This is a genomic window from Candidatus Villigracilis proximus, assembly GCF_016717045.1.
In the GTDB taxonomy this organism is placed as follows: domain Bacteria; phylum Chloroflexota; class Anaerolineae; order Anaerolineales; family Villigracilaceae; genus Villigracilis; species Villigracilis proximus.
This window is the reverse complement of the sequence record NZ_JADJUO010000005.1, coordinates 191,435-208,851: the sequence shown is the minus strand read 5'-3', so window position 1 is coordinate 208,851 and position 17,417 is coordinate 191,435. Positions and strand designations below refer to the sequence as shown.

The 17,417-nt window shown below is 49.5% G+C and carries 30 protein-coding genes and 2 pseudogenes; all 32 read right to left on the bottom strand.

The genetic code is table 11. The annotated features are described in order from the left end of the window. Positions 1-14: 14 nt before the first annotated feature. Complete coding sequence (gene truA / locus IPL71_RS07525; protein ID WP_345320347.1) at positions 15-761, bottom strand: tRNA pseudouridine(38-40) synthase TruA; 747 nt, start codon at positions 759-761, stop codon at positions 15-17. Between the two features lie 30 nt (positions 762-791). Further along, entirely contained in the window at positions 792-1,169 is a 378-nt protein-coding gene (gene rplQ / locus IPL71_RS07520; protein WP_345320345.1) for a 50S ribosomal protein L17, read from the bottom strand. Between the two features lie 42 nt (positions 1,170-1,211). Then, complete coding sequence (locus tag IPL71_RS07515; protein ID WP_345320343.1) at positions 1,212-2,084, bottom strand: DNA-directed RNA polymerase subunit alpha; 873 nt, start codon at positions 2,082-2,084, stop codon at positions 1,212-1,214. A 77-nt stretch (positions 2,085-2,161) separates the two neighbouring features. Next, entirely contained in the window at positions 2,162-2,821 is a 660-nt protein-coding gene (rpsD, locus tag IPL71_RS07510; protein WP_345320341.1) for a 30S ribosomal protein S4, read from the bottom strand. Between the two features lie 19 nt (positions 2,822-2,840). Next, on the bottom strand, positions 2,841-3,245 hold the full coding sequence (gene rpsK / locus IPL71_RS07505; RefSeq protein ID WP_345320340.1) for a 30S ribosomal protein S11: 405 nt from the start codon (positions 3,243-3,245) through the stop codon (positions 2,841-2,843). 27 nt (positions 3,246-3,272) lie between these two features. Continuing rightward, positions 3,273-3,659: a 30S ribosomal protein S13 gene (gene rpsM / locus IPL71_RS07500; protein WP_345320338.1), complete on the bottom strand. Its 387-nt coding sequence runs from the start codon at positions 3,657-3,659 to the stop codon at positions 3,273-3,275. An 11-nt stretch (positions 3,660-3,670) separates the two neighbouring features. Continuing rightward, the gene (gene rpmJ / locus IPL71_RS07495; RefSeq protein WP_345320336.1) at positions 3,671-3,784 is read right to left on the bottom strand and encodes a 50S ribosomal protein L36; all 114 of its coding nucleotides are present in this window, start codon (positions 3,782-3,784) and stop codon (positions 3,671-3,673) included. Positions 3,785-3,888: 104 nt separating this feature from the next. Then, entirely contained in the window at positions 3,889-4,659 is a 771-nt protein-coding gene (gene map / locus IPL71_RS07490; protein WP_345320330.1) for a type I methionyl aminopeptidase, read from the bottom strand. Between the two features lie 53 nt (positions 4,660-4,712). After that, positions 4,713-5,363, bottom strand: a complete 651-nt coding sequence (locus tag IPL71_RS07485) for an adenylate kinase (RefSeq protein WP_345320328.1) — start codon at positions 5,361-5,363, stop codon at positions 4,713-4,715. A 9-nt stretch (positions 5,364-5,372) separates the two neighbouring features. Further along, positions 5,373-6,749: a preprotein translocase subunit SecY gene (secY, locus tag IPL71_RS07480; RefSeq protein WP_345320327.1), complete on the bottom strand. Its 1,377-nt coding sequence runs from the start codon at positions 6,747-6,749 to the stop codon at positions 5,373-5,375. Between the two features lie 19 nt (positions 6,750-6,768). Next, positions 6,769-7,224, bottom strand: coding sequence for a 50S ribosomal protein L15 (rplO, locus tag IPL71_RS07475; RefSeq protein WP_345320326.1), 456 nt, complete (start codon positions 7,222-7,224; stop codon positions 6,769-6,771). A gap of 7 nt (positions 7,225-7,231) precedes the next feature. Further along, entirely contained in the window at positions 7,232-7,429 is a 198-nt protein-coding gene (gene rpmD, locus IPL71_RS07470; protein WP_345320324.1) for a 50S ribosomal protein L30, read from the bottom strand. Then, the gene (gene rpsE / locus IPL71_RS07465; protein WP_345320322.1) at positions 7,422-7,970 is read right to left on the bottom strand and encodes a 30S ribosomal protein S5; all 549 of its coding nucleotides are present in this window, start codon (positions 7,968-7,970) and stop codon (positions 7,422-7,424) included. Before rpsE ends, rpmD begins: the two co-directional genes overlap by 8 nt. 44 nt (positions 7,971-8,014) lie before the next feature. Then, a pseudogene (gene rplR / locus IPL71_RS07460) lies at positions 8,015-8,379 on the bottom strand (50S ribosomal protein L18). A 3-nt stretch (positions 8,380-8,382) separates the two neighbouring features. After that, a complete protein-coding gene (rplF, locus tag IPL71_RS07455; RefSeq protein WP_345320320.1) occupies positions 8,383-8,931 on the bottom strand; it encodes a 50S ribosomal protein L6 in 549 nt (182 codons plus the stop codon). 10 nt (positions 8,932-8,941) lie between these two features. Then, a complete protein-coding gene (rpsH, locus tag IPL71_RS07450) occupies positions 8,942-9,355 on the bottom strand; it encodes a 30S ribosomal protein S8 (protein ID WP_345320318.1) in 414 nt (137 codons plus the stop codon). A 19-nt stretch (positions 9,356-9,374) separates the two neighbouring features. Beyond that, positions 9,375-9,557 carry a type Z 30S ribosomal protein S14 gene (locus IPL71_RS07445; protein ID WP_345296921.1) on the bottom strand — a complete coding sequence of 61 codons (183 nt, stop codon included), beginning with the start codon at positions 9,555-9,557 and terminating at the stop codon, positions 9,375-9,377. 3 nt (positions 9,558-9,560) lie between these two features. Further along, complete coding sequence (rplE, locus tag IPL71_RS07440) at positions 9,561-10,112, bottom strand: 50S ribosomal protein L5 (RefSeq protein WP_345320316.1); 552 nt, start codon at positions 10,110-10,112, stop codon at positions 9,561-9,563. A gap of 17 nt (positions 10,113-10,129) precedes the next feature. Further along, a complete protein-coding gene (gene rplX / locus IPL71_RS07435) occupies positions 10,130-10,462 on the bottom strand; it encodes a 50S ribosomal protein L24 (protein ID WP_345320314.1) in 333 nt (110 codons plus the stop codon). A gap of 9 nt (positions 10,463-10,471) precedes the next feature. Then, positions 10,472-10,843, bottom strand: a complete 372-nt coding sequence (gene rplN / locus IPL71_RS07430; protein WP_345307315.1) for a 50S ribosomal protein L14 — start codon at positions 10,841-10,843, stop codon at positions 10,472-10,474. Positions 10,844-10,846: 3 nt separating this feature from the next. Next, positions 10,847-11,119 carry a 30S ribosomal protein S17 gene (rpsQ, locus tag IPL71_RS07425; RefSeq protein WP_345320313.1) on the bottom strand — a complete coding sequence of 91 codons (273 nt, stop codon included), beginning with the start codon at positions 11,117-11,119 and terminating at the stop codon, positions 10,847-10,849. Then, on the bottom strand, positions 11,119-11,334 hold the full coding sequence (rpmC, locus tag IPL71_RS07420; RefSeq protein ID WP_514130747.1) for a 50S ribosomal protein L29: 216 nt from the start codon (positions 11,332-11,334) through the stop codon (positions 11,119-11,121). Before rpmC ends, rpsQ begins: the two co-directional genes overlap by 1 nt. A gap of 3 nt (positions 11,335-11,337) precedes the next feature. Continuing rightward, entirely contained in the window at positions 11,338-11,757 is a 420-nt protein-coding gene (gene rplP, locus IPL71_RS07415; RefSeq protein WP_345320311.1) for a 50S ribosomal protein L16, read from the bottom strand. 31 nt (positions 11,758-11,788) lie between these two features. Continuing rightward, positions 11,789-12,568, bottom strand: coding sequence for a 30S ribosomal protein S3 (gene rpsC, locus IPL71_RS07410; RefSeq protein WP_345320309.1), 780 nt, complete (start codon positions 12,566-12,568; stop codon positions 11,789-11,791). A 10-nt stretch (positions 12,569-12,578) separates the two neighbouring features. Continuing rightward, the gene (gene rplV / locus IPL71_RS07405) at positions 12,579-12,920 is read right to left on the bottom strand and encodes a 50S ribosomal protein L22 (RefSeq protein WP_345320307.1); all 342 of its coding nucleotides are present in this window, start codon (positions 12,918-12,920) and stop codon (positions 12,579-12,581) included. 12 nt (positions 12,921-12,932) lie between these two features. Then, positions 12,933-13,211 (bottom strand): 30S ribosomal protein S19, encoded by a 279-nt coding sequence (gene rpsS / locus IPL71_RS07400; protein WP_345307321.1) that lies wholly within the window; start codon positions 13,209-13,211, stop codon positions 12,933-12,935. A 22-nt stretch (positions 13,212-13,233) separates the two neighbouring features. Next, positions 13,234-14,070, bottom strand: a complete 837-nt coding sequence (rplB, locus tag IPL71_RS07395; protein ID WP_345320305.1) for a 50S ribosomal protein L2 — start codon at positions 14,068-14,070, stop codon at positions 13,234-13,236. Continuing rightward, positions 14,070-14,375 carry a 50S ribosomal protein L23 gene (rplW, locus tag IPL71_RS07390; RefSeq protein ID WP_345320303.1) on the bottom strand — a complete coding sequence of 102 codons (306 nt, stop codon included), beginning with the start codon at positions 14,373-14,375 and terminating at the stop codon, positions 14,070-14,072. The genes rplB and rplW overlap by 1 nt, the downstream gene beginning before the upstream one ends. Before the next feature lie 10 nt (positions 14,376-14,385). After that, positions 14,386-15,015 (bottom strand): 50S ribosomal protein L4, encoded by a 630-nt coding sequence (gene rplD / locus IPL71_RS07385; RefSeq protein WP_345320301.1) that lies wholly within the window; start codon positions 15,013-15,015, stop codon positions 14,386-14,388. Positions 15,016-15,044: 29 nt separating this feature from the next. Continuing rightward, positions 15,045-15,677: a 50S ribosomal protein L3 gene (rplC, locus tag IPL71_RS07380; protein WP_345320299.1), complete on the bottom strand. Its 633-nt coding sequence runs from the start codon at positions 15,675-15,677 to the stop codon at positions 15,045-15,047. A 199-nt stretch (positions 15,678-15,876) separates the two neighbouring features. Then, positions 15,877-16,185: a 30S ribosomal protein S10 gene (gene rpsJ, locus IPL71_RS07375; protein WP_345296981.1), complete on the bottom strand. Its 309-nt coding sequence runs from the start codon at positions 16,183-16,185 to the stop codon at positions 15,877-15,879. A 12-nt stretch (positions 16,186-16,197) separates the two neighbouring features. After that, a pseudogene (tuf, locus tag IPL71_RS07370) lies at positions 16,198-17,400 on the bottom strand (elongation factor Tu). Positions 17,401-17,417 lie beyond the last annotated feature (17 nt).

Below are 17,417 nucleotides of genomic sequence, written 5' to 3'. Positions count from 1 at the left end.
CTCCGTTTCATAATCTAATCATGTGATCCATACGTTACTTCGACCAGCGTCAGCCCGTGCGCGGGAGCCAACCCGGCGAGAAGTACTCCCTGCTTTTCTAAAGCATGTTGGACTTTCTCCACCGGACATTTTCCCTGAGCAACAGACACTTGCACAAAAACCAATCTTCTTACCATACGATATAAAAACGCATCCGCTCTGACTTCAAACTGCCACTCACCATCCGGCATTTTCTTCCATTCGGCTTTTGTCACCGTGCGCACGGTCGTGCCTTTCGGCGTTGTCCGTGAACCAATGGCGGCAAAATCATGTTTTCCGAGAAAGATACTCGCGTTCCGTTTGAGGACATCTTCGTCTACAGCAGGCCACGTGCGCCATACAAACTTATCTCGTAGCGGGTCACGGATTGGTTCGAAAAACACCCTGTAACGATACTCACGTGAAGTGGCATCAAAACGCGGATGAAAATCTGCCGAGATTGGCTGTAGGCTTCTTACCACAAGATCAGATGGAAGGTGCTTATTAAGCGCCCAAAGCAATTTATCTGCTGAGTGCGTCCATTCGAGATCGAACGCGGCCACCTGCCCCGTTGCATGAACTCCTGTATCTGTTCGGCCAGCCATAAGAACCGCCCGGTCAGACCATCCCAATTTGCGAAGCGATTTTTCCAACTCGCCCTGCACTGTGCGGGAGTTCGCCTGTCGCTGGCTTCCGGTATAACCGGTGCCGTCGTAGGCAAGGATCACTTGGTAACGTGCCATTTCTTAGCAGCTCATCGCCGCCAGGTAAACCTAATCTTCAACTAACTCAAGGATGACCATCTCGGCAGCGTCGCCGCGGCGAGGGCCAAGCTTCATCACACGAGTATAACCACCGGGGCGGTTTGCAAAGCGAGGAGCGATTTCATCAAACAAACGTTTGATGAGTTGGTTGTCACCCAAGCGGGAGACAGCCAAACGACGCGCATTCACTTTTTGTATCTCAGTGCCGTTGGCGCTGTTGCGAGCGAGTGTGATCAAGCGTTCAGCATCACCGCGAATAGCGGCGGCTTTTGCCTTGGTCGTCTGAATACGCTCATGGGTAAAAAATTGTTTGATCAAGTTGCGCCGAAGGGCAATTCGTGCACCTTTGGTGCGTCCTAATGTATAACCTGCTACTGAATGTCGCATCTCTAACTCTCCGAGGATGTTTCGTCTTTCATAAAGCCTTTTTCACGCATCTTGTCGCGAAGTTCGTCCAAACTCTTTTCGCCGAAGTTGCGGATTGACGGTGCGCTTCAATGAATTGAAGACACGTACAGAAAGGTCAAGGGCTTCCACTGGCGTTTCTGCCAGTTCACTGCTCAAACGACTGCCTGAGGATTCGCGCTCCACTGCGACTGCCAGCATTTCTTCATTGATACCAGCCACGTAACGCAGGTGGTCAATGAGAATGCGGGCCGACGAACTAAGAGCACGTTCCGGCGAGACAGTACCGTCTGTCCAGATTTCCAAAATCAACTTGTCGTAATTCGTGCTCTGACCCACACGGGCTGAGGCTACTTCCCAATTTACACGTTTTACAGGGCTATAGATCGCATCCACCGGAAGTTCTCCAATGGGCATGTGTCCTGCGCGTTCACTTGATGGAGAATAACCACGGCCACGTTCCACCATGAATTCAATATCAAGCTTGGTTTTGGCCCCATCCACTGTAAACAAATACAGGTCAGGGTTAACGATCTCAATCTCTGCCGGAGGAACAATATCGGCGGCAGTAACTGTTCCTTCACCGCGTACTTCAAGGTGCATGCGGGCGCTATCCACGCCATCCATCTTGATGCGGATCTGCTTAACCTGCAACATAACTTGAATAACATCCTCGCGTACACCAGGAATGTCACTAAACTCATGCAAGACATCCGCTACACGCACTGAGGTAATTGCAGTACCCTCCAGGGAGGAAAGCAGGACGCGACGAAGGGCGTTGCCCAATGTCACACCATAACCGCCCTCTAGTGGGCTAATTATGAATTTGCCATAATTTCGAGCTTCTGCTTCACGCTCGATCTTTGGCATAACCATGTTCGTGATAATACCCGTCACGGTTCACCTATTCCTTTTGATAATACGTCAGGTCGAGATCAAAATGTTCGGTCTCGACCCGATACGTAATTGGAGGTTTAGCGTCTGGAATAATATTCGACGATCAATTGTTCGTCGAGATTTCCGTCAATTCCAGCACGTTCGGGCATGCGAGATAATGTTCCGGCCATACCTTTAATATCGCGGTTGAGCCAACTTGGGACATTACGTTTCTCGGCATACTCGGTCAAGTCTTTGAAATAAGTCAACTTGGCGGAACCTTCGCGCACAGCAATTACATCACCTGCGCCAAGGAGCATGGATGGCACATCCGTGCGGCGTTCATTTACTGTGAAATGGCCGTGCGCAACCAGCAAACGAGCCTGGGAGCGGCTGGAAGCAAAACCCAAACGATACACCAAGTTATCAAGGCGTGACTCAAGGATTTGAAGCAAATTCAAACCTGTAAGACCACGGCGAGTAATGGCTGTATCATAATAACGGCGGAACTGACGTTCCATCACACCGTAAATACGACGAGCCTTCTGCTTGGCGCGTAACTGACGAGCAAAGTCGGAAACGCGACCCGTTCCCATGCCTTTACCGCCGCCACGTCCTGCAGTGCGACCATGCTGGCCGGGAGCGAAGTTGCGCTTTTCAAAGGAGCACTTTGGAGTAAAGCAGCGCTCACCCTTTAGAAAAAGCTTCTCGCCTTCGCGTCTACAAAGCTTACAAACTGGACTTAATGATTTAGCCATATATAAACTACCTCACCTATTACACGCGTCGCTTTTTCGGAGGACGGCAGCCGTTGTGCGGAACCGGCGTAATATCCGAAATCGAGCGTACTTTCAAGCCCATGGCTTGCACGGCGCGAATGGCGTTCTCGCGTCCGGGGCCGGGACCTTTAATAAACAGTTCAACTTCCTGCAGACCCAATTGCTGGGCAGCTTTTAAGGCTTGTTCAGCGGCAAGGCGTGCTGCAAAGGGTGTGCTCTTGCGAGAGCCTTTGAAGCCAGCAGAACCGGCAGAACCCCAGGAAATTGTATTCCCTTCGGTGTCTGTAACTGTCACGATTGTGTTATTGAAAGAAGCGAAGATATGTACCTGTCCGGAGGACAAGGTGCGCTTCCCTTTTTTGGCGCCTGAGGCGCGGCGGGTGGAACGAACACTTTGAGCCATTTTTTATTTTATACCTTTCGGACAGGATTACTTCTTGCCGCCCTTACGACGACCACGACCAGCAACGGTTTTCTTGGTACCTTTGCGGGTGCGCGCATTTGTTTTTGTGCGCTGGCCACGTACGGGCAAACCACGACGATGACGCAAACCACGATAAGAGCCGATTTCGATCAGGCGCTTAATGTTCAATTGAACTTCGCGGCGCAGGTCACCTTCGACCTTGAAGTTTTTGGAAATATATTCGCGAATAGCGGCAACATCCGCTTCGCTTAAGTCTTTGATGCGCGTATCAGGATTAACTTTGGTTTGAGCCAAAATCTTATGCGCACGGGTTGGTCCAATACCAAAAAGGTATGTCAGGCCAACTTCAACCCGCTTATTGCGGGGTAAATCAACACCTTCAATTCTCGCCATAGGTCACCACACTACCCCTGTCTCTGCTTATGTTTTGGATTTTCGCAAATGATAAAGATAACTCCCTTGCGCCGAACAATACGGCACTTGGCACAACGTTTGCGAATGGAGGGCGAAACTTTCATGTTCAATCTCCTTACTTGCGGCTTGTCTTATGACAGCCAAAGGTCTAATTATACTGGTTATTTTTCTATTCGTCTATATTTTCACGGTCATCTTGCAGGTTCGTTCACAAGACAGTCAGGAGAAGAGGTTCTCCTTCGTTGACGGCAATTGTATGTTGAAAATGCGCCGTCAATGAACCATCAGCAGAGACAACCGTCCATTTATCTGGCAGGACACGGGTTTCGTGTGTCCCAATCAACACCATTGGCTCAATCGCAATTGTTAACCCCGGACGAAGTAACATGCCGCTACCTGCTTTGCCGATATTTGGCACCTGCGGCCCCTCATGCATATTCCGACCGACGCCATGCCCCGTATATTCACGGGTGACATGGAAGCCATGATTTTCCACATAATTTTGTATCGCTGCCGAGATATCACCTGTGCGTTTGCCATTGCGCATATTTTCAATACCAGCAAATAGCGCGCCTTCAGTGACTTCAAGCAGTTTTGTTGCCTGGGGAGAAATCTCCCCCACTCCGGCGGTGAAAGCTGAGTCTGCAACAAATCCTTCAAAGACCGTACCACAATCAATCGAGACGATATCGCCTTCCTTTAACTTTCGTTTTGGATGCGGGATACCATGCACCATCTCATCATTAATACAGACTGTGATGGATGAGGGAAACGGTGGATGACCATAGCCTTTGAATGGCGATATGCATCCGTGTGACTTCAGCACTTCCTCAGCAGCCGCGTTGAGGTCAGCAGTTGTCACACCGGGTTGTAAACGTTCTTTTACTGCGGCCAGAACGGTTGCGTTGATGCGCCCTGCTTCGCGCATAATCTTAAGTTCAGCAGGGTTTTTAACATTGATCTGGCGTTCCCAACTCATTAGATAAACCTACTTTTCAACAGAATTAAAAAATTCTGCATACTCACAAATAATTATTTTTTTAAGGCTGAGAGCAGTTTTTGTGTTACCTGTTCCACAGCCTCCATGCCGTTGATCTCGAGCAATTTTCCTCTTTTGCGGTAGTACTCCACCAAAGGCATAGTTTGATCAAGATAGACACGAATTCGTTTTGTTACAGTTTCCACTTTATCGTCATCGCGCTGATAAAGCTCAGAACCATCGACATCACAAATACCTTCCTTTTTAGGAGGACTGAATTTTTGATGGTAAATGTGACCTTGTGCCCGGCATGACCAGCGCCCGCCTGTGCGTTCCACTAGAATGTCTTCAGCTGCCGTGATGTATGGAACGGCATCCACTTGCCCATGAAATTCAGTGAGCATTTTTTCGAGTGCATCAGCCTGAGTCGGGGTGCGTGGAAATCCATCGAGAATGGCACCAGCATCACAGTCGTGACGAGAGATGCGGTCACGTATCATGCTGATGGTCACATCGTCTGGCACCAGGTCGCCTTTATCCATAAAGGATTTGGCGAGTTTTCCAAGTTCTGTTTGATTTTTAAGGTTCTCGCGAAACAAATCTCCAGAGGAGACATGCACGAGTTTGGTTGACTTAGCCAAAATCTTGGCCTGTGTACCTTTACCGACACCGGGAGGACCTAGTAAGACGATGTAGGTCGCCATGAAAACTCCTTAGCGAACGAGCAGTGAGTCTTGATATCCGTGTAACTTAAGTTCGGCATCGATATTCATAAAGGTGTCACGAACAACACCAACAACAATCAGCAAACCTGAAGATGAAACAAGGAATACACTGGTTTGAGAACTTGCAGCGATACCAAACACGCCTAACAAAAGTCCCAAAAGGAAGGGCATGGCCGCTACAACTCCAAGGAAAAGCGCTCCTGGCAAGGTAATGCGGCGCTGAACTGTGCTTAGATATTTCTGGGTGGGAGTACCTGTATGTACACCAGGGACAGTTGCTCCAGCTTTTTTCAGGTTGTCACCATAATTCTGTTGATCAAATAAAACAGAAGTGTAGAAGAATGTAAAGATCACAACCATAAAGAAGTACAGAGTCCAGTAACCCCAATTGCTTGTACCAGTGCCTCCAAAGAAGTTCTGAATACCTGTAAAGAAACTGGCAACACCTGCATTCTCATTATTTACAAAATAGCTGGCAAGAATTGCAGGAAATTGCAGGATTGCACTGGCAAAAATCAAGGGGATCATGCCTGAGAGGTTGACCATCAAAGGCAAGGTTCCCTTAACTGGCATGGACATGCGGTTCCCCATACGGCGACCAGGATACATAACTGGTACGTTACGTCGCCCTTGTTGCACATAAACGATGGCGAACACTGTTAAGATGATAATAAACAGCGTAAAGCCAAACATGAACAAAGCTGTGTCTCTATCAGAAAAGAGTGAGACAAGATTTGAAGGCATCTGGGCAACAATACCTGCGAAAATAATCAGGGAAAGTCCCTGTCCACGGATACCGTATTCCGAAATCAACTCACCCAGCCAAATGGCAAACATTGTACCGGCTGTCATTGCCAGGAGAGTCGTTAATGAATTTAGCCAGAGATCCGCTGAAAAACCAAACTCCAGAATCGGCTGCTGTAATGCCTGAATGGACAATGAGTTAAAGATGTTAATCTGACCAATAGCAGATAGAGCGGCCATGGGCACAGCAAGATAATATGTCCACTTTTCCTGCCAGCGGCGAGCTTCTCGTGGGTCTTCTTCCATTCTACGTTGCAAAGCAGGAATGATCGGGATGAGCAATTGTAAAATGATCTGTGCAGTAATGTACGGATACACACCCATTGAAAGTAATGAGAAATTGGAAACCGTACCGCCAGAAAGCAGATCAAGAAAATCAACGAAACTACCGCCACTGGTTGATAATGCCTTGAACTGAGCCAAAACGGCAAAGTCCACGCCAGGTGCCGGGATGTTTGCTACTATACGATAAATCGCCAAGATAACGAGCGTAATCACCAACTTACGCCGAATATCTTCCGATTTCCAAAGGTAACGCCAGCCTGAAAAGGTGGTCTTCATAAGTATCCTTTATGTAGGTTTAGGCGATCAATTCAACCGAGCCGCCAGCCTTTTCGATCTTGGCTTTGGCGCCAGCGCTGACACGATGTACACGCACTTTGAGGGCGACGGTCATATCACCGCGACCAAGAACAACTGTCGGGTTACGAGAGTCACGCAAGAGGTGCGCTTCTTCGAGGGCTTCGGGGGTGACATCCGCATTGGCTTTGAAGGCCTGCGAAAGTTGATCAAGGTTTACTTCATTGTAGAAAACCTGATTTGGCGGGGTAAATCCTTCACCACGCATGAACGGTAGGCGTCGGAAAAATGGAAGGTTACCACCCTGACGATAAGCGTGACCGCCTTCGCCAGAACGTGAACCTTGTCCTTTGGTACCGCGGCCGGCAGTTTTACCCTGCCCTGCCGAGATGCCGCGTCCAACGCGTTTTTTATTCTTTTTTGACCCAACATTGGGTACGAGATCGTGTAGTTTCATATTCAGCCTACTCTTCGATCTTGAGCAAATGGATAATCTTATTCAACATACCGCGTAATGCGGGTGTATCCTTGTGCTCAACAGTTTGATGTAAACGGCGCAAACCAAGGGCTTTGACTGTGGCTTTTTGGTCTTTTGGAAAACCAATGTCACTCTTAACCCAGGTCACGCGCAAAATTTTGCCGGTTGTTTCCTGCTTAGGCATGTTGTTTTCTCCGTTCCCAGAATGGTAACAATTCATCAGAACGCTTTCCGCGGCGAGCCGCTTCAAGGGCTGGTGAACGTAAGCCGTCCAGAGCACCAAAGGTTGCCATTACCACGTTCAGTACATTTGCACTTCCCATGGATTTGGTGAGAATATCGCGCACGCCTGCCACTTCCAACACAGCGCGCACACCACCAGCGGCGATAACGCCAGTACCAGCGGAAGCAGGCTTGAGGAATACTCTAGCGCCAGCCACTTTCCCTAATGATTCGTGAGGGATCGTGGTACCGAAGAGATTGACTTCGCGTAAATCTTTGCGGGCCCGCTCAGAAGCTTTGCGCATTGCATCGGGTACAGCATTTGCCTTTCCGACACCCATGCCAATCGTGCCTTTTTTGTCGCCAACAACGACGGTCACGCGGAATTGAAAGCGACGACCACCTTTTACGACTTTTGCAACACGGGCAATTTCGATCACGCGTTCTTCAAAAGCATCCTGCGCTTCATACTGTTGCTTATCAGTAAATTGCTTTTCTGCCATATCTTTCTCCATGTAGCAGCGATTCTAAATCGCTGCAGAACATTTTAGAATTGCAAGCCACCTTCGCGCGCGCCATCAGCCAAAGCCTTGACACGCCCGACATAGCGGAAGCCACCACGATCGAACACGACAGACGAAATCCCTTTGGATTTTGCGCGTTCAGCCACTGCCTGACCAATGGCTTTCGCCTGTTCGGTCTTCTTCATCCCCTTCATTTGTTCACGCAGTTCTTTGTCAACTGTGGATGCAGAAATAAGGGTTTTCCATCATTGTCATCAATAATCTGGGCATAAATCCCGGATAAACTCTTGAACACATTCAAGCGAGGACGAGCCGCAGAACCAACCACTGTCTTGCGGACACGGATGTGGCGGCGTTCACGAGCGAGAGAACGATTCTTCTTAGCCATGGCTTACTTGGCTCCTTTTCCGGCTTTACCAGCCTTGCGGCGGACACGTTCACCCAAGTAACGCAAACCTTTGCCATGATATGGCTCAGGTGGACGTACCTTGCGAATATTCGCAGCAATCTGTCCAACCAATTCTTTATCGAAACCCGAGACTTTGATCTGACGGGTCTTCGCATCTGTTTCAAATGATACACCGGCCGGGGGTTCCATCTTGACCGGATGTGAATAACCAACAAACAGGGCGAGGTTCTTACCTTCCATTTCAGCGCGGTATCCCACGCCTTCAACTTGAAGGATAACTTCAAAACCCTTACTTACGCCGTGAATCATATTCGCGAGTACGGCGCGCGTAGTACCATGCAGGGCACGTTCAGCGGGGTTTTCCGAATTACGGGTAATGTTCAATTGATTATTCTCCATCTTGATACCAATCAAATGAGAGAATGATCTCTTAAGCTCACCTTTCGGGCCCTTCACGAGAACGTCAAAACCTTTTACGTCCACCTGCACGCCACTGGGAATATCTACTGGCAAACGACCAATTCTAGACACAGTAAACCTCCTACCAGACTTTGCAGATGATCTCGCCGCCAACGCCCAACTGTCGAGCGCGTACGCCGGTCATGACACCCTTTGGTGTAGAGATAATGGCAACGCCAATACCTGAAAGCACCCAAGGAATATCTGTCTTTTTGGTGTAGATGCGGCGACCTGGTTTACTTACACGTTCCAAACCAGAGAGCACGGCACGTCGTTGGCGACGTTCGCCAACATACTTAAGCTTCACGCGTAGAACTTTTTGTACTTCGCGTTCACCTTCCACCACTTCATAACCTTCGAGAAAGCCTTCATCCTTTAGGATTTTGGCGATCTCTACTTTAATCTTTGAGTTGGGCATTGCAACCTGAGCATGGCCAGCGAGCACAGCGTTGCGAATGCGAGTCAACATATCAGCGATCGGATCAGTAAATGACATGATCTACCTCCACCTGGGGCTACCAGGACGCCTTTACGACGCCAGGGATTTTGCCCGTCAAAGCCAATTCACGGAAGCAAATACGGCATAGACCAAAGCGACGAATAAAACCGCGTGGGCGCCCACAACGCTGACAGCGATTCCGCACTTGCACTGCATGTTTGCGGCGCAGTTCACGATATTGCATACATTTTTTTGCCATAGGTTAAGCATCCTTCTTGCTACTGAACGGCATTCCGAGCAATTGCAATAATGCGCGCGCCTGATCATCACTCTTGGCAGAAGTCACGATGGTGACTTCCATACCGCGCAATTTATCAATTTTGTCATACTCGATCTCAGGGAAAACCAACTGATCCTTAAGACCCAGTGTGTAATTTCCACGACCATCAAAAGCATTGACTGAAATACCCCGGAAGTCACGCACGCGGGGCAAGGCAATGTTTACAAGACGGTCAAAGAAAGCCCACATACGGGCGCCACGCAAAGTTACCTTTGCACCAATGAGACGGCCTTCGCGCAATTTAAAGTTCGCAATGCTTTTGCGAGCCTTTGTTTGCACAGGCTTTTGAGCAGTGATCTGTGTCAAATCAGCAGTAGCGGCATCAAGCGCTTTGGGGTTATCCATCGCTTCGCCGAGACCGATATTGACAACGATCTTTTCAATACGCGGCACCTGCATTACGTTCTTCAAACTGAACGATTTGAACAGGGCCGGGGCCACTTCTGTGTTATAGCGTTCTTGCATTCTGTTCATCTTATTCGCTCCACGGCCTATTCAATCGTGGCCTCACAGTTCTTGCAAACGCGATGGGCACCTTCATCGTCACGTGAAACACCAACGCGAGTAGGTTCACCACATTTCGGGCATACAAGCATCACGTTTGAGATGTCAATCGGCCCTTCGAACTGGATTCGGCCCGGGTTCATATTGCGACCCGCTTGCGTCTGTACCTGCTTCTGGTGTTTGGTGCGAATATTCACACCTTGCACCACTACGCGACGATCATCAAGGAAAACATTAATGACCTCACCGCGCTTGCCTTTGTCCTCAAGGCGGCCACTGATCACTTCTACTGTATCGCCTTTTCGAATTTTTACTTTCATTCTTCGCTCCTACAGTACTTCCGGGGCCAGCGACACGATCTTCATATAGCCCATGTCGCGCAATTCGCGCGCAACAGGTCCAAAAATACGTGTGCCCCTCGGGTTTTCGCCATCGGCATCCAAAATCACTGCGGCGTTATCATCAAAACGGATGTAAGAGCCATCTTCTCGGCGCCATTCCTTTGTGCAGCGCACAATGACGGCCTTTACAACTTCGCTTTTCTTCACAGAACCTTGCGGTGCGGCGGCTTTTACAGTTGCAACCACAACATCGCCAATCGATCCATACTTGCGACGTGAACCACCCAATACGTGAATAACAAGTAATTCGCGGGCGCCGGTATTGTCAGCAACCTTCAATCGAGACTCATGCTGAAGCATAGCTTATTCTCCTACGCCTTGATCAGCGGTTCGTGTCTCACGCTTGACGACTGCTTCAACAGCCCAGCGCTTGTCACGAGATAACGGACGGGTCTCTACGATCTGGACCTCATCACCGATCTGGCAGCCGATCTCATCATGTGCCTTCACGCGCGTGCTTGAGTACACCACCTTCTTATAAAGAGGATGGCGAAACTTGCGAGTGATTTCCACCACGACGGTCTTGGTCATTTTATTGCTGGTTACTACACCAGTCATACGACGACGATTATTCATTATGCACCTTCCACAGCGGCACGCTCGGTCTCGCGCAGGATTGTTTCCATGCGGGCGATGTCGCGGCGCAGAGTTCGCAAGTGGCTGGAGTCAGTCAATTGACCAGTCACCTGCTGGAAGCGCAGTTTCATCAACTCTTCATGAGAATCCGAGATCTTTGTGCGAATCTCTTCAACCGCCAGTTTGCGGATGTCTTCTACTTTCATGTGCTTCATATATTATTCTCCTCCTGCAAAGCGACCAACAACCTTGGTCTTGATGGAGAACTTATACTGAGCGCTCTTCAAAGCCGCAATTGCAATGTCTGCCGACAAGCCACTGACCTCGAACATAATACGGCCAGGTTTGACTGGAGCAACATAGTATTCCACGTTACCTTTACCAGAACCCATGCGGGTTTCTGGTGGTTTGTGCGTGAACGGTTTGGCCGGGAAAATACGAATCCAGATCTTACCGCGACGCTTCATCCCACGAACGATTGTGCGACGAGCCGCTTCAATTTGACGGGCTGTAATCCAACCCGGTTCCAACGCCTGCAGGCCAAATTCGCCGAAGGAAATCTCCGCACCGCGGAGAGCCTTTCCTGTCATGCGACCGCGCATCTGCTTGCGCCACTTTACACGTTTAGGCATCAACATATCTAAAACCTCATCTCAGGCGACGTCGCGATTACTCGCTGACGTACACGCCTTCTGTCGCTTCGACTTTTTCTTCCACATCAGGTACAACTTCACCTTTATAGATCCAGACTTTGATACCGATCTGACCATATGTGGTGGATGCTTCAGTTGTGGCAAAATCAAGATTTGCGCGCAAGGTCTGCAAAGGCACGCGGCCTTCACGCAACCACACATCGCGGGACATTTCTGCGCCGCCAAGGCGTCCGCCAACCAGGATCTTGATCCCTTGGGCGCCCTGCTTGATCGCTTGCTGAATGGCACGTTTCATCGCGCGGCGATAGGCAATACGGCGTTCGAGTTGATCAGCAATATTCTTGGCAACCAACATTGCATCGGTATCGGGCGAGGAAATCTCTTTAATGTCCAATTCGATTTTCTTGCCGGCTAATGATTCAAAATCAGCCTTCTTGCCTACCAATGACTCAAGTGCCTGACGAATCTTCTTCACGCCTTCACCTTTTCGGCCGATCAAAATGCCGGGTTTGGCGGTGTGAATTACGATGCGAACTTTGCCAGGTGTGCGCTCAACGTCAATACGGGAAATACCAGCTTTACCATCTTTTACAGCATCAGGCATTTGCTTGCGATATTCACGAACTTTTTCGCTGGCAGCCCAACCGCCCTTGGAGAAGTTACCAAGTAACAAAGAACGAATGGCGAAGTCCTGATGTAATTGCTGACGATAGACACTTCCTTCAGCGAACCAACGGCCGCCCCAGGGTTGATTGATCCCTAGACGAAAACCAATAGGATGTACTTTACGACCCATATAATTCTCCTTATGCTCCGCGCTCGCGTAATATGACAGTCACATGTGAACTGCGGCGCAATATCGGTTTGAAACGGCCACGAGCACCAAAGCGTCTCCATTTACGTGTAGGAGCTTCATCGGCTGTGATCTTGGCGACAAACAAGTCGTCGCGGCTAACACCAAAATTTTCTTCGGCATTTGCAACTGCTGAATCCACCAATTTGCTCACAGGTAATGCGGCGCGCTTATTAACAAAACGGAGGATTTCCAGCGCTTCGTTTGCACTTTTTCCACGCACCATATCAATCACGATACGGACTTTTTGCGCAGACAAGGAGAGATTGTTAATTTTTGCATGAATATCACTCATATCTCACTCTCCTTAAGCCGCAGCGGCTTTCTCGCTGGTCTGGTGACCGCGGAATGTGCGTGTCGGGGCGAATTCGCCTAATCGATGGCCGACCATGTTTTCGGTAATATAGATCGGTACGTGGCGGCGTCCATCATGCACTGCAATGGTATGTCCAACCATCTGGGGGAAAATCACAGAGGCGCGACTCCATGTGCGGACGACTTTCTTTTCGTTTTTCTGGTTCATGGCCTCAATACGCTTGAGAAGTTTAGTCTCAATAAAAGGGCCTTTTTTCAATGATCTTGACATATATAAGTACCTCGTCTAATTCTTAGCGGCTCGTCTTACTGCGACGGCGCACAATGTACTGGTCGGTCTTCTTGTTACGACGGGTCTTCTTACCGAGCGTGGGTTTACCCCATGGGCTCTTGGGACCAGCAAGACCGATTGGCTGGCGACCTTCACCACCACCGTGAGGATGGTCACGTGGACTCATCGCAGTACCACGAACGGTTGGGCGAATACCCAGGTGGCGCTTACGGCCAGCTTTACCAAGTTTGACATTGCCATGATCAAGATTTCCAACCTGACCAATGGTTGCATAGCAGACTTGATGAATAAGGCGAACTTCTCCGGAAGGCATACGAATCTGAGCAAAATCGCCTTCTTTAGCGAGCAGTTGCGCTGCGCCACCAGCAGAACGGACGAGTTGCGCACCCTTTCCTTCTTTCATCTCGATGTTATGAATCAAGGTGCCGACTGGGATATTGCTAATCGGAAGAGAGTTACCAGGACGAATTTCAGCGGTTGGGCCAGACATGACGGTATCGCCAACTTTCAGGTCCAAAGGTGAAATGATATATCGTTTCTCACCATCCACATAAAATAGGAGGGCAAGGCGGGCTGTACGGTTTGGATCATATTCAACTGCGGCAACTTTGGCGGGAATGCCATGTTTTTCGCGTTTGAAATCCACGATACGGATGAAACGACGAGCGCCACCGCCACGATGACGAACGGTTATGCGGCCTTGAGCATTACGGCCGCCATGGCGAGGTCGGTTAACCAACAAGGAGCGTTCAGGTGTGCTCTTGGTGATCTCTTCAAAAGTATGACCGGTCATATCACGCATACCGGGAGTTACTGGTTTGTATTTTTTAACTGCCATTATTGCACCCCTTCAAAGATCTCGAGGGGTTTGCTTCCCTCGGCAAGGGTCACAATCGCTTTCTTGAATGCCGAACGGCGTACCAATAAACGACGTGAGCGAGCGCGACGGCCGCGTTTTGCGGGCGCATTAAGAATATTTACACGCGCCACAGTGACATCGAACAGAGTTTCCACTGCATCCTTCACCGTGGTACGGGTTGCTTCGTCAGCCACAATAAAAGCATACTGACTCAGTTTGCTTGATTGGTAATTTGTTTTTTCAGTAACCAATGGGCGGACGAGGACATTATATAAATTAGTCATGTCTCTCTCCTTATCCGAGATGCGCGACAAGCGCATCTATGGTTTTTACCGGGATGACGACTTTGTCAAAGCTAAGCACGTCTCGTATATTTAAGTAACTAGCAAGCAAAACTTTTGCGCTTTCAATATTATCTGCAGACCGCATGACAAGGTCATAATTCTGATCTTTGACGGGCATCAACACCAATGCGGTGGAAGTGCCAACCAAATTAAATAATGTTTCAGCCATCAAACGGGTCTTTGGTTCTGTAATATCAAAACCATCGATTACCACAATACCGGCTTCTGCTGCTTTGACAGATAACACGGATCGAAGCGCTGCCTGACGCATTTTCTTCGGCATACGCTGTTCGTAGCTACGAGGATGAGGTGTATGAATACGACCACCACCAACCCACTGCGCCGCATTGGTAGAACCTTGGCGAGCACGGCCGGTACCTTTTTGTTTCCAAGGCTTTCGACCACCACCTCTGACCTCTGAGCGCACTTTTGTCTCATGTGTACCTAAACGTGCATTCGCCATTTGACGATTGTAAGCCTGGTGCATCAGGTCAATATTAATTGTGGCTTCGAAAACCGTCGCGGGTAATTCAACCTCGCGAATTTTCTGACCTTTTAAATCAAGAACATCTACTTTCATGGTTATTCTGGCTCCCGTTTCCTGCGCGCCTACTGCTTGCGCGACTCCTTGATCATGACGAGGCTGCCCTTACCACCGGGAACTGCTCCATTAATAGCCAGTAAATTACGTTCCGCATCCACCAGTACAACTTTGATGTTTTGTGCGGTTACGCGATCTACGCCCATATGGCCCGAGTTTCGGTGACCTTTATAGACACGACCTGGTGTAGTACCCGATCCACTAGAACCGGGCGCACGGTTACGATCAGATGTACCATGCGTAGCGTTCATGCCATGGAAGTGGTAGCGCTTTACAACACCGGCAAAACCCTTGCCTTTGCTAACACCAACCACATCTACACGATCACCGACGGAAAAAGTATCTACAACTGTTACTTTATCGCCAATTTTCAGTCCATGATCTTTGGAACGAAATTCACGCAAGAAGCGCATAGGGGGAATCTCATTGGCTTTTAAGTGACCCAATTGACCGCCTGTAAGACGTTTGGGGTTTGCTTCGCCAAAGCCCAGTTGAACCGAAGAATAACCTTCTTTCTCCGGCATACGAACCTGGGTAACGTAACACGGCCCAGCTTCGATGAGTGTTACCGTTATGGCAACACCTTGCTCATCGAAGATCTGGGTCATGCCAATCTTCTTACCAATCAGCCCTTTCAACATACTCAATTATTCTCCTTTAGAAGATATTGACGAGACTGCCAGCCGGGGCAAACGGCCACATCATCTCCGTGCAGTGCAGTCAGATAGTCTGGTGCGAAGCGGTTATATCGGTTCCACAACCAGACCTACTCTTGCGCTGTCTCAAAATAACCCGCAAATACCTATTATTGCGGCTATTAAGTTAAGTAAAACTAAAAAACTAAATCTTGATCTCGATATCAACACCTGCAGGCAGGTTCAAGCGCATCAACATATCAATTGTTTTTGAATCAGGATCCAAAACATCAATCAAGCGGTTGTGCGTGCGGATCTCAAAATGTTCGTGCGAGTCCTTGTCAATAAATGCCGAGCGACGTATTGTAAAGCGTTCTATCTTACTTGGCAAGGGTACGGGACCAACTACTTGGGCGCCGGTTCGCTCTGCAGTTTCAACAATGCGTTTTGCAGATTGATCAAGAACGCGATGATCATAAGCCTTAAGGCGGATACGAATTTTCTGTTTAGCCATCATTCTCTCACCTTACTCAATGATCTTGGTAACGACACCCGCGCCGACGGTCAGACCGCCTTCACGAATGGCGAACTTGGAACCCTGTTCAAGCGCCACAGGAACAATCAACTCAACCGTCAGGTTGACGTTGTCTCCGGGCATCACCATCTCCACGCCTTCCGGCAGGGTGATGTCGCCCGTCACATCCATCGTGCGGATATAGAACTGCGGTCGGTAGCCACTAAAGAACGCTTTGTGGCGTCCGCCTTCTTCCTTCTTCAACACGTACACTTCCGCCAAAAACTTCTTGTGCGGTGTGATCGATTTCGGCTTGGCCAACACCTGACCTCGCTCCACATCTTCACGTTCAATACCGCGCAGCAACAAGCCCACATTGTCTCCGGCCATGCCTTCATCCAACTGCTTGTGGAACATTTCCACGCCCGTGCACACGGTGCTCTTCGTTTCACGCAACCAATGATTTCAATCGGCTCACCCATTTTGATGATGCCGCGATCAATACGTCCTGTCACCACCGTTCCGCGTCCCTTGATCGAGAATACATCTTCCACCGACATCATGAACGGCTTGTCTGTCTCGCGTTTGGGCTCGGGGATGTACTCATCCACCACACGCAGCAATTCATGGATGGAAGCATACTCGGGGTGCGTTCTTGGATCGGTGCTGGTGCTCTCCAAAGCCTGCTTGGCGGAGCCGCGCACGATCGGGGTTGTGTCGCCGGGGAAGCCCTGGCTGCTCAGCAGTTCGCGCAGTTCCAGGTTCCACCAGCTCTAGCAGTTCCGGGTCGTCCATCATGTCCACTTTGTTCAAGAAGATAACGATGGAGGGTACTTCCACCTGGCGGGCGAGCAAAACGTGTTCGCGCGTCTGGGGCATTGGGCCATCGGGCGCTGCCACTACCAGGATCGCTCCATCCACCTGCGCCGCGCCCGTGATCATGTTCTTGATATAGTCACGATGGCCTGGCATGTCCACATGCGCGTAATGGCGCTTGTCTGTCTGGTATTCCACGTGCGCGATGTTGATCGTGATCCCGCGCGCTTTTTCTTCCGGTGCGTTATCAATTTGATCGTACGCACGGAAGTCAGCCTGCCCTGAAAATCCGGCTACTTTGGTGATCGCCGCTGTCAATGTCGTTTTCCCATGATCAATATGACCCATGGTCCCTACATTCAGATGCGGTTTGCTGCGGTCAAATTTTACCTTCGCCATTTGCTAACTCCTTGAAT

Bases quoted from the DNA above. Each gene is read 5' to 3' on its own strand.
- truA (WP_345320347.1), bottom strand. From the start codon at position 761: ATGGCACGTTACCAAGTGATCCTTGCCTACGACGGCACCGGTTATACC.
- rpsE (WP_345320322.1), bottom strand. From the start codon at position 7,970: ATGGCAGAAAAGCAATTTACTGATAAGCAACAGTATGAAGCGCAGGAT.
- rplQ (WP_345320345.1), bottom strand. From the start codon at position 1,169: ATGCGACATTCAGTAGCAGGTTATACATTAGGACGCACCAAAGGTGCA.
- rpmC (WP_514130747.1), bottom strand. From the start codon at position 11,334: ATGAAGCACATGAAAGTAGAAGACATCCGCAAACTGGCGGTTGAAGAG.
- rpsS (WP_345307321.1), bottom strand. From the start codon at position 13,211: ATGTCAAGATCATTGAAAAAAGGCCCTTTTATTGAGACTAAACTTCTC.
- rpsK (WP_345320340.1), bottom strand. From the start codon at position 3,245: ATGGCTCAAAGTGTTCGTTCCACCCGCCGCGCCTCAGGCGCCAAAAAA.
- rplV (WP_345320307.1), bottom strand. From the start codon at position 12,920: ATGAGTGATATTCATGCAAAAATTAACAATCTCTCCTTGTCTGCGCAA.
- secY (WP_345320327.1), bottom strand. From the start codon at position 6,749: ATGAAGACCACCTTTTCAGGCTGGCGTTACCTTTGGAAATCGGAAGAT.
- rplP (WP_345320311.1), bottom strand. From the start codon at position 11,757: ATGTTGATGCCTAAACGTGTAAAGTGGCGCAAGCAGATGCGCGGTCGC.
- rpsJ (WP_345296981.1), bottom strand. From the start codon at position 16,185: ATGGCTAAACAGAAAATTCGTATCCGCCTTAAGGCTTATGATCATCGC.
- IPL71_RS07445 (WP_345296921.1), bottom strand. From the start codon at position 9,557: ATGGCAAAAAAATGTATGCAATATCGTGAACTGCGCCGCAAACATGCA.
- rplX (WP_345320314.1), bottom strand. From the start codon at position 10,462: ATGAAAGTAAAAATTCGAAAAGGCGATACAGTAGAAGTGATCAGTGGC.
- rpsM (WP_345320338.1), bottom strand. From the start codon at position 3,659: ATGGCGAGAATTGAAGGTGTTGATTTACCCCGCAATAAGCGGGTTGAA.
- rplB (WP_345320305.1), bottom strand. From the start codon at position 14,070: ATGGCAGTTAAAAAATACAAACCAGTAACTCCCGGTATGCGTGATATG.
- rplE (WP_345320316.1), bottom strand. From the start codon at position 10,112: ATGAACAGAATGCAAGAACGCTATAACACAGAAGTGGCCCCGGCCCTG.
- rpsC (WP_345320309.1), bottom strand. From the start codon at position 12,568: ATGGGTCGTAAAGTACATCCTATTGGTTTTCGTCTAGGGATCAATCAA.
- rpmD (WP_345320324.1), bottom strand. From the start codon at position 7,429: ATGCCTAAGCAGGAAACAACCGGCAAAATTTTGCGCGTGACCTGGGTT.
- rpsQ (WP_345320313.1), bottom strand. From the start codon at position 11,119: ATGAATAATCGTCGTCGTATGACTGGTGTAGTAACCAGCAATAAAATG.
- rplO (WP_345320326.1), bottom strand. From the start codon at position 7,224: ATGAAACTACACGATCTCGTACCCAATGTTGGGTCAAAAAAGAATAAA.
- rplW (WP_345320303.1), bottom strand. From the start codon at position 14,375: ATGACTAATTTATATAATGTCCTCGTCCGCCCATTGGTTACTGAAAAA.
- IPL71_RS07485 (WP_345320328.1), bottom strand. From the start codon at position 5,363: ATGGCGACCTACATCGTCTTACTAGGTCCTCCCGGTGTCGGTAAAGGT.
- rplN (WP_345307315.1), bottom strand. From the start codon at position 10,843: ATGCTTCAGCATGAGTCTCGATTGAAGGTTGCTGACAATACCGGCGCC.
- map (WP_345320330.1), bottom strand. From the start codon at position 4,659: ATGAGTTGGGAACGCCAGATCAATGTTAAAAACCCTGCTGAACTTAAG.
- rplD (WP_345320301.1), bottom strand. From the start codon at position 15,015: ATGAAAGTAGATGTTCTTGATTTAAAAGGTCAGAAAATTCGCGAGGTT.
- rplC (WP_345320299.1), bottom strand. From the start codon at position 15,677: ATGTTGAAAGGGCTGATTGGTAAGAAGATTGGCATGACCCAGATCTTC.
- rpsD (WP_345320341.1), bottom strand. From the start codon at position 2,821: ATGGCTAAATCATTAAGTCCAGTTTGTAAGCTTTGTAGACGCGAAGGC.
- rpsH (WP_345320318.1), bottom strand. From the start codon at position 9,355: ATGTCATTTACTGATCCGATCGCTGATATGTTGACTCGCATTCGCAAC.
- rpmJ (WP_345320336.1), bottom strand. From the start codon at position 3,784: ATGAAAGTTTCGCCCTCCATTCGCAAACGTTGTGCCAAGTGCCGTATT.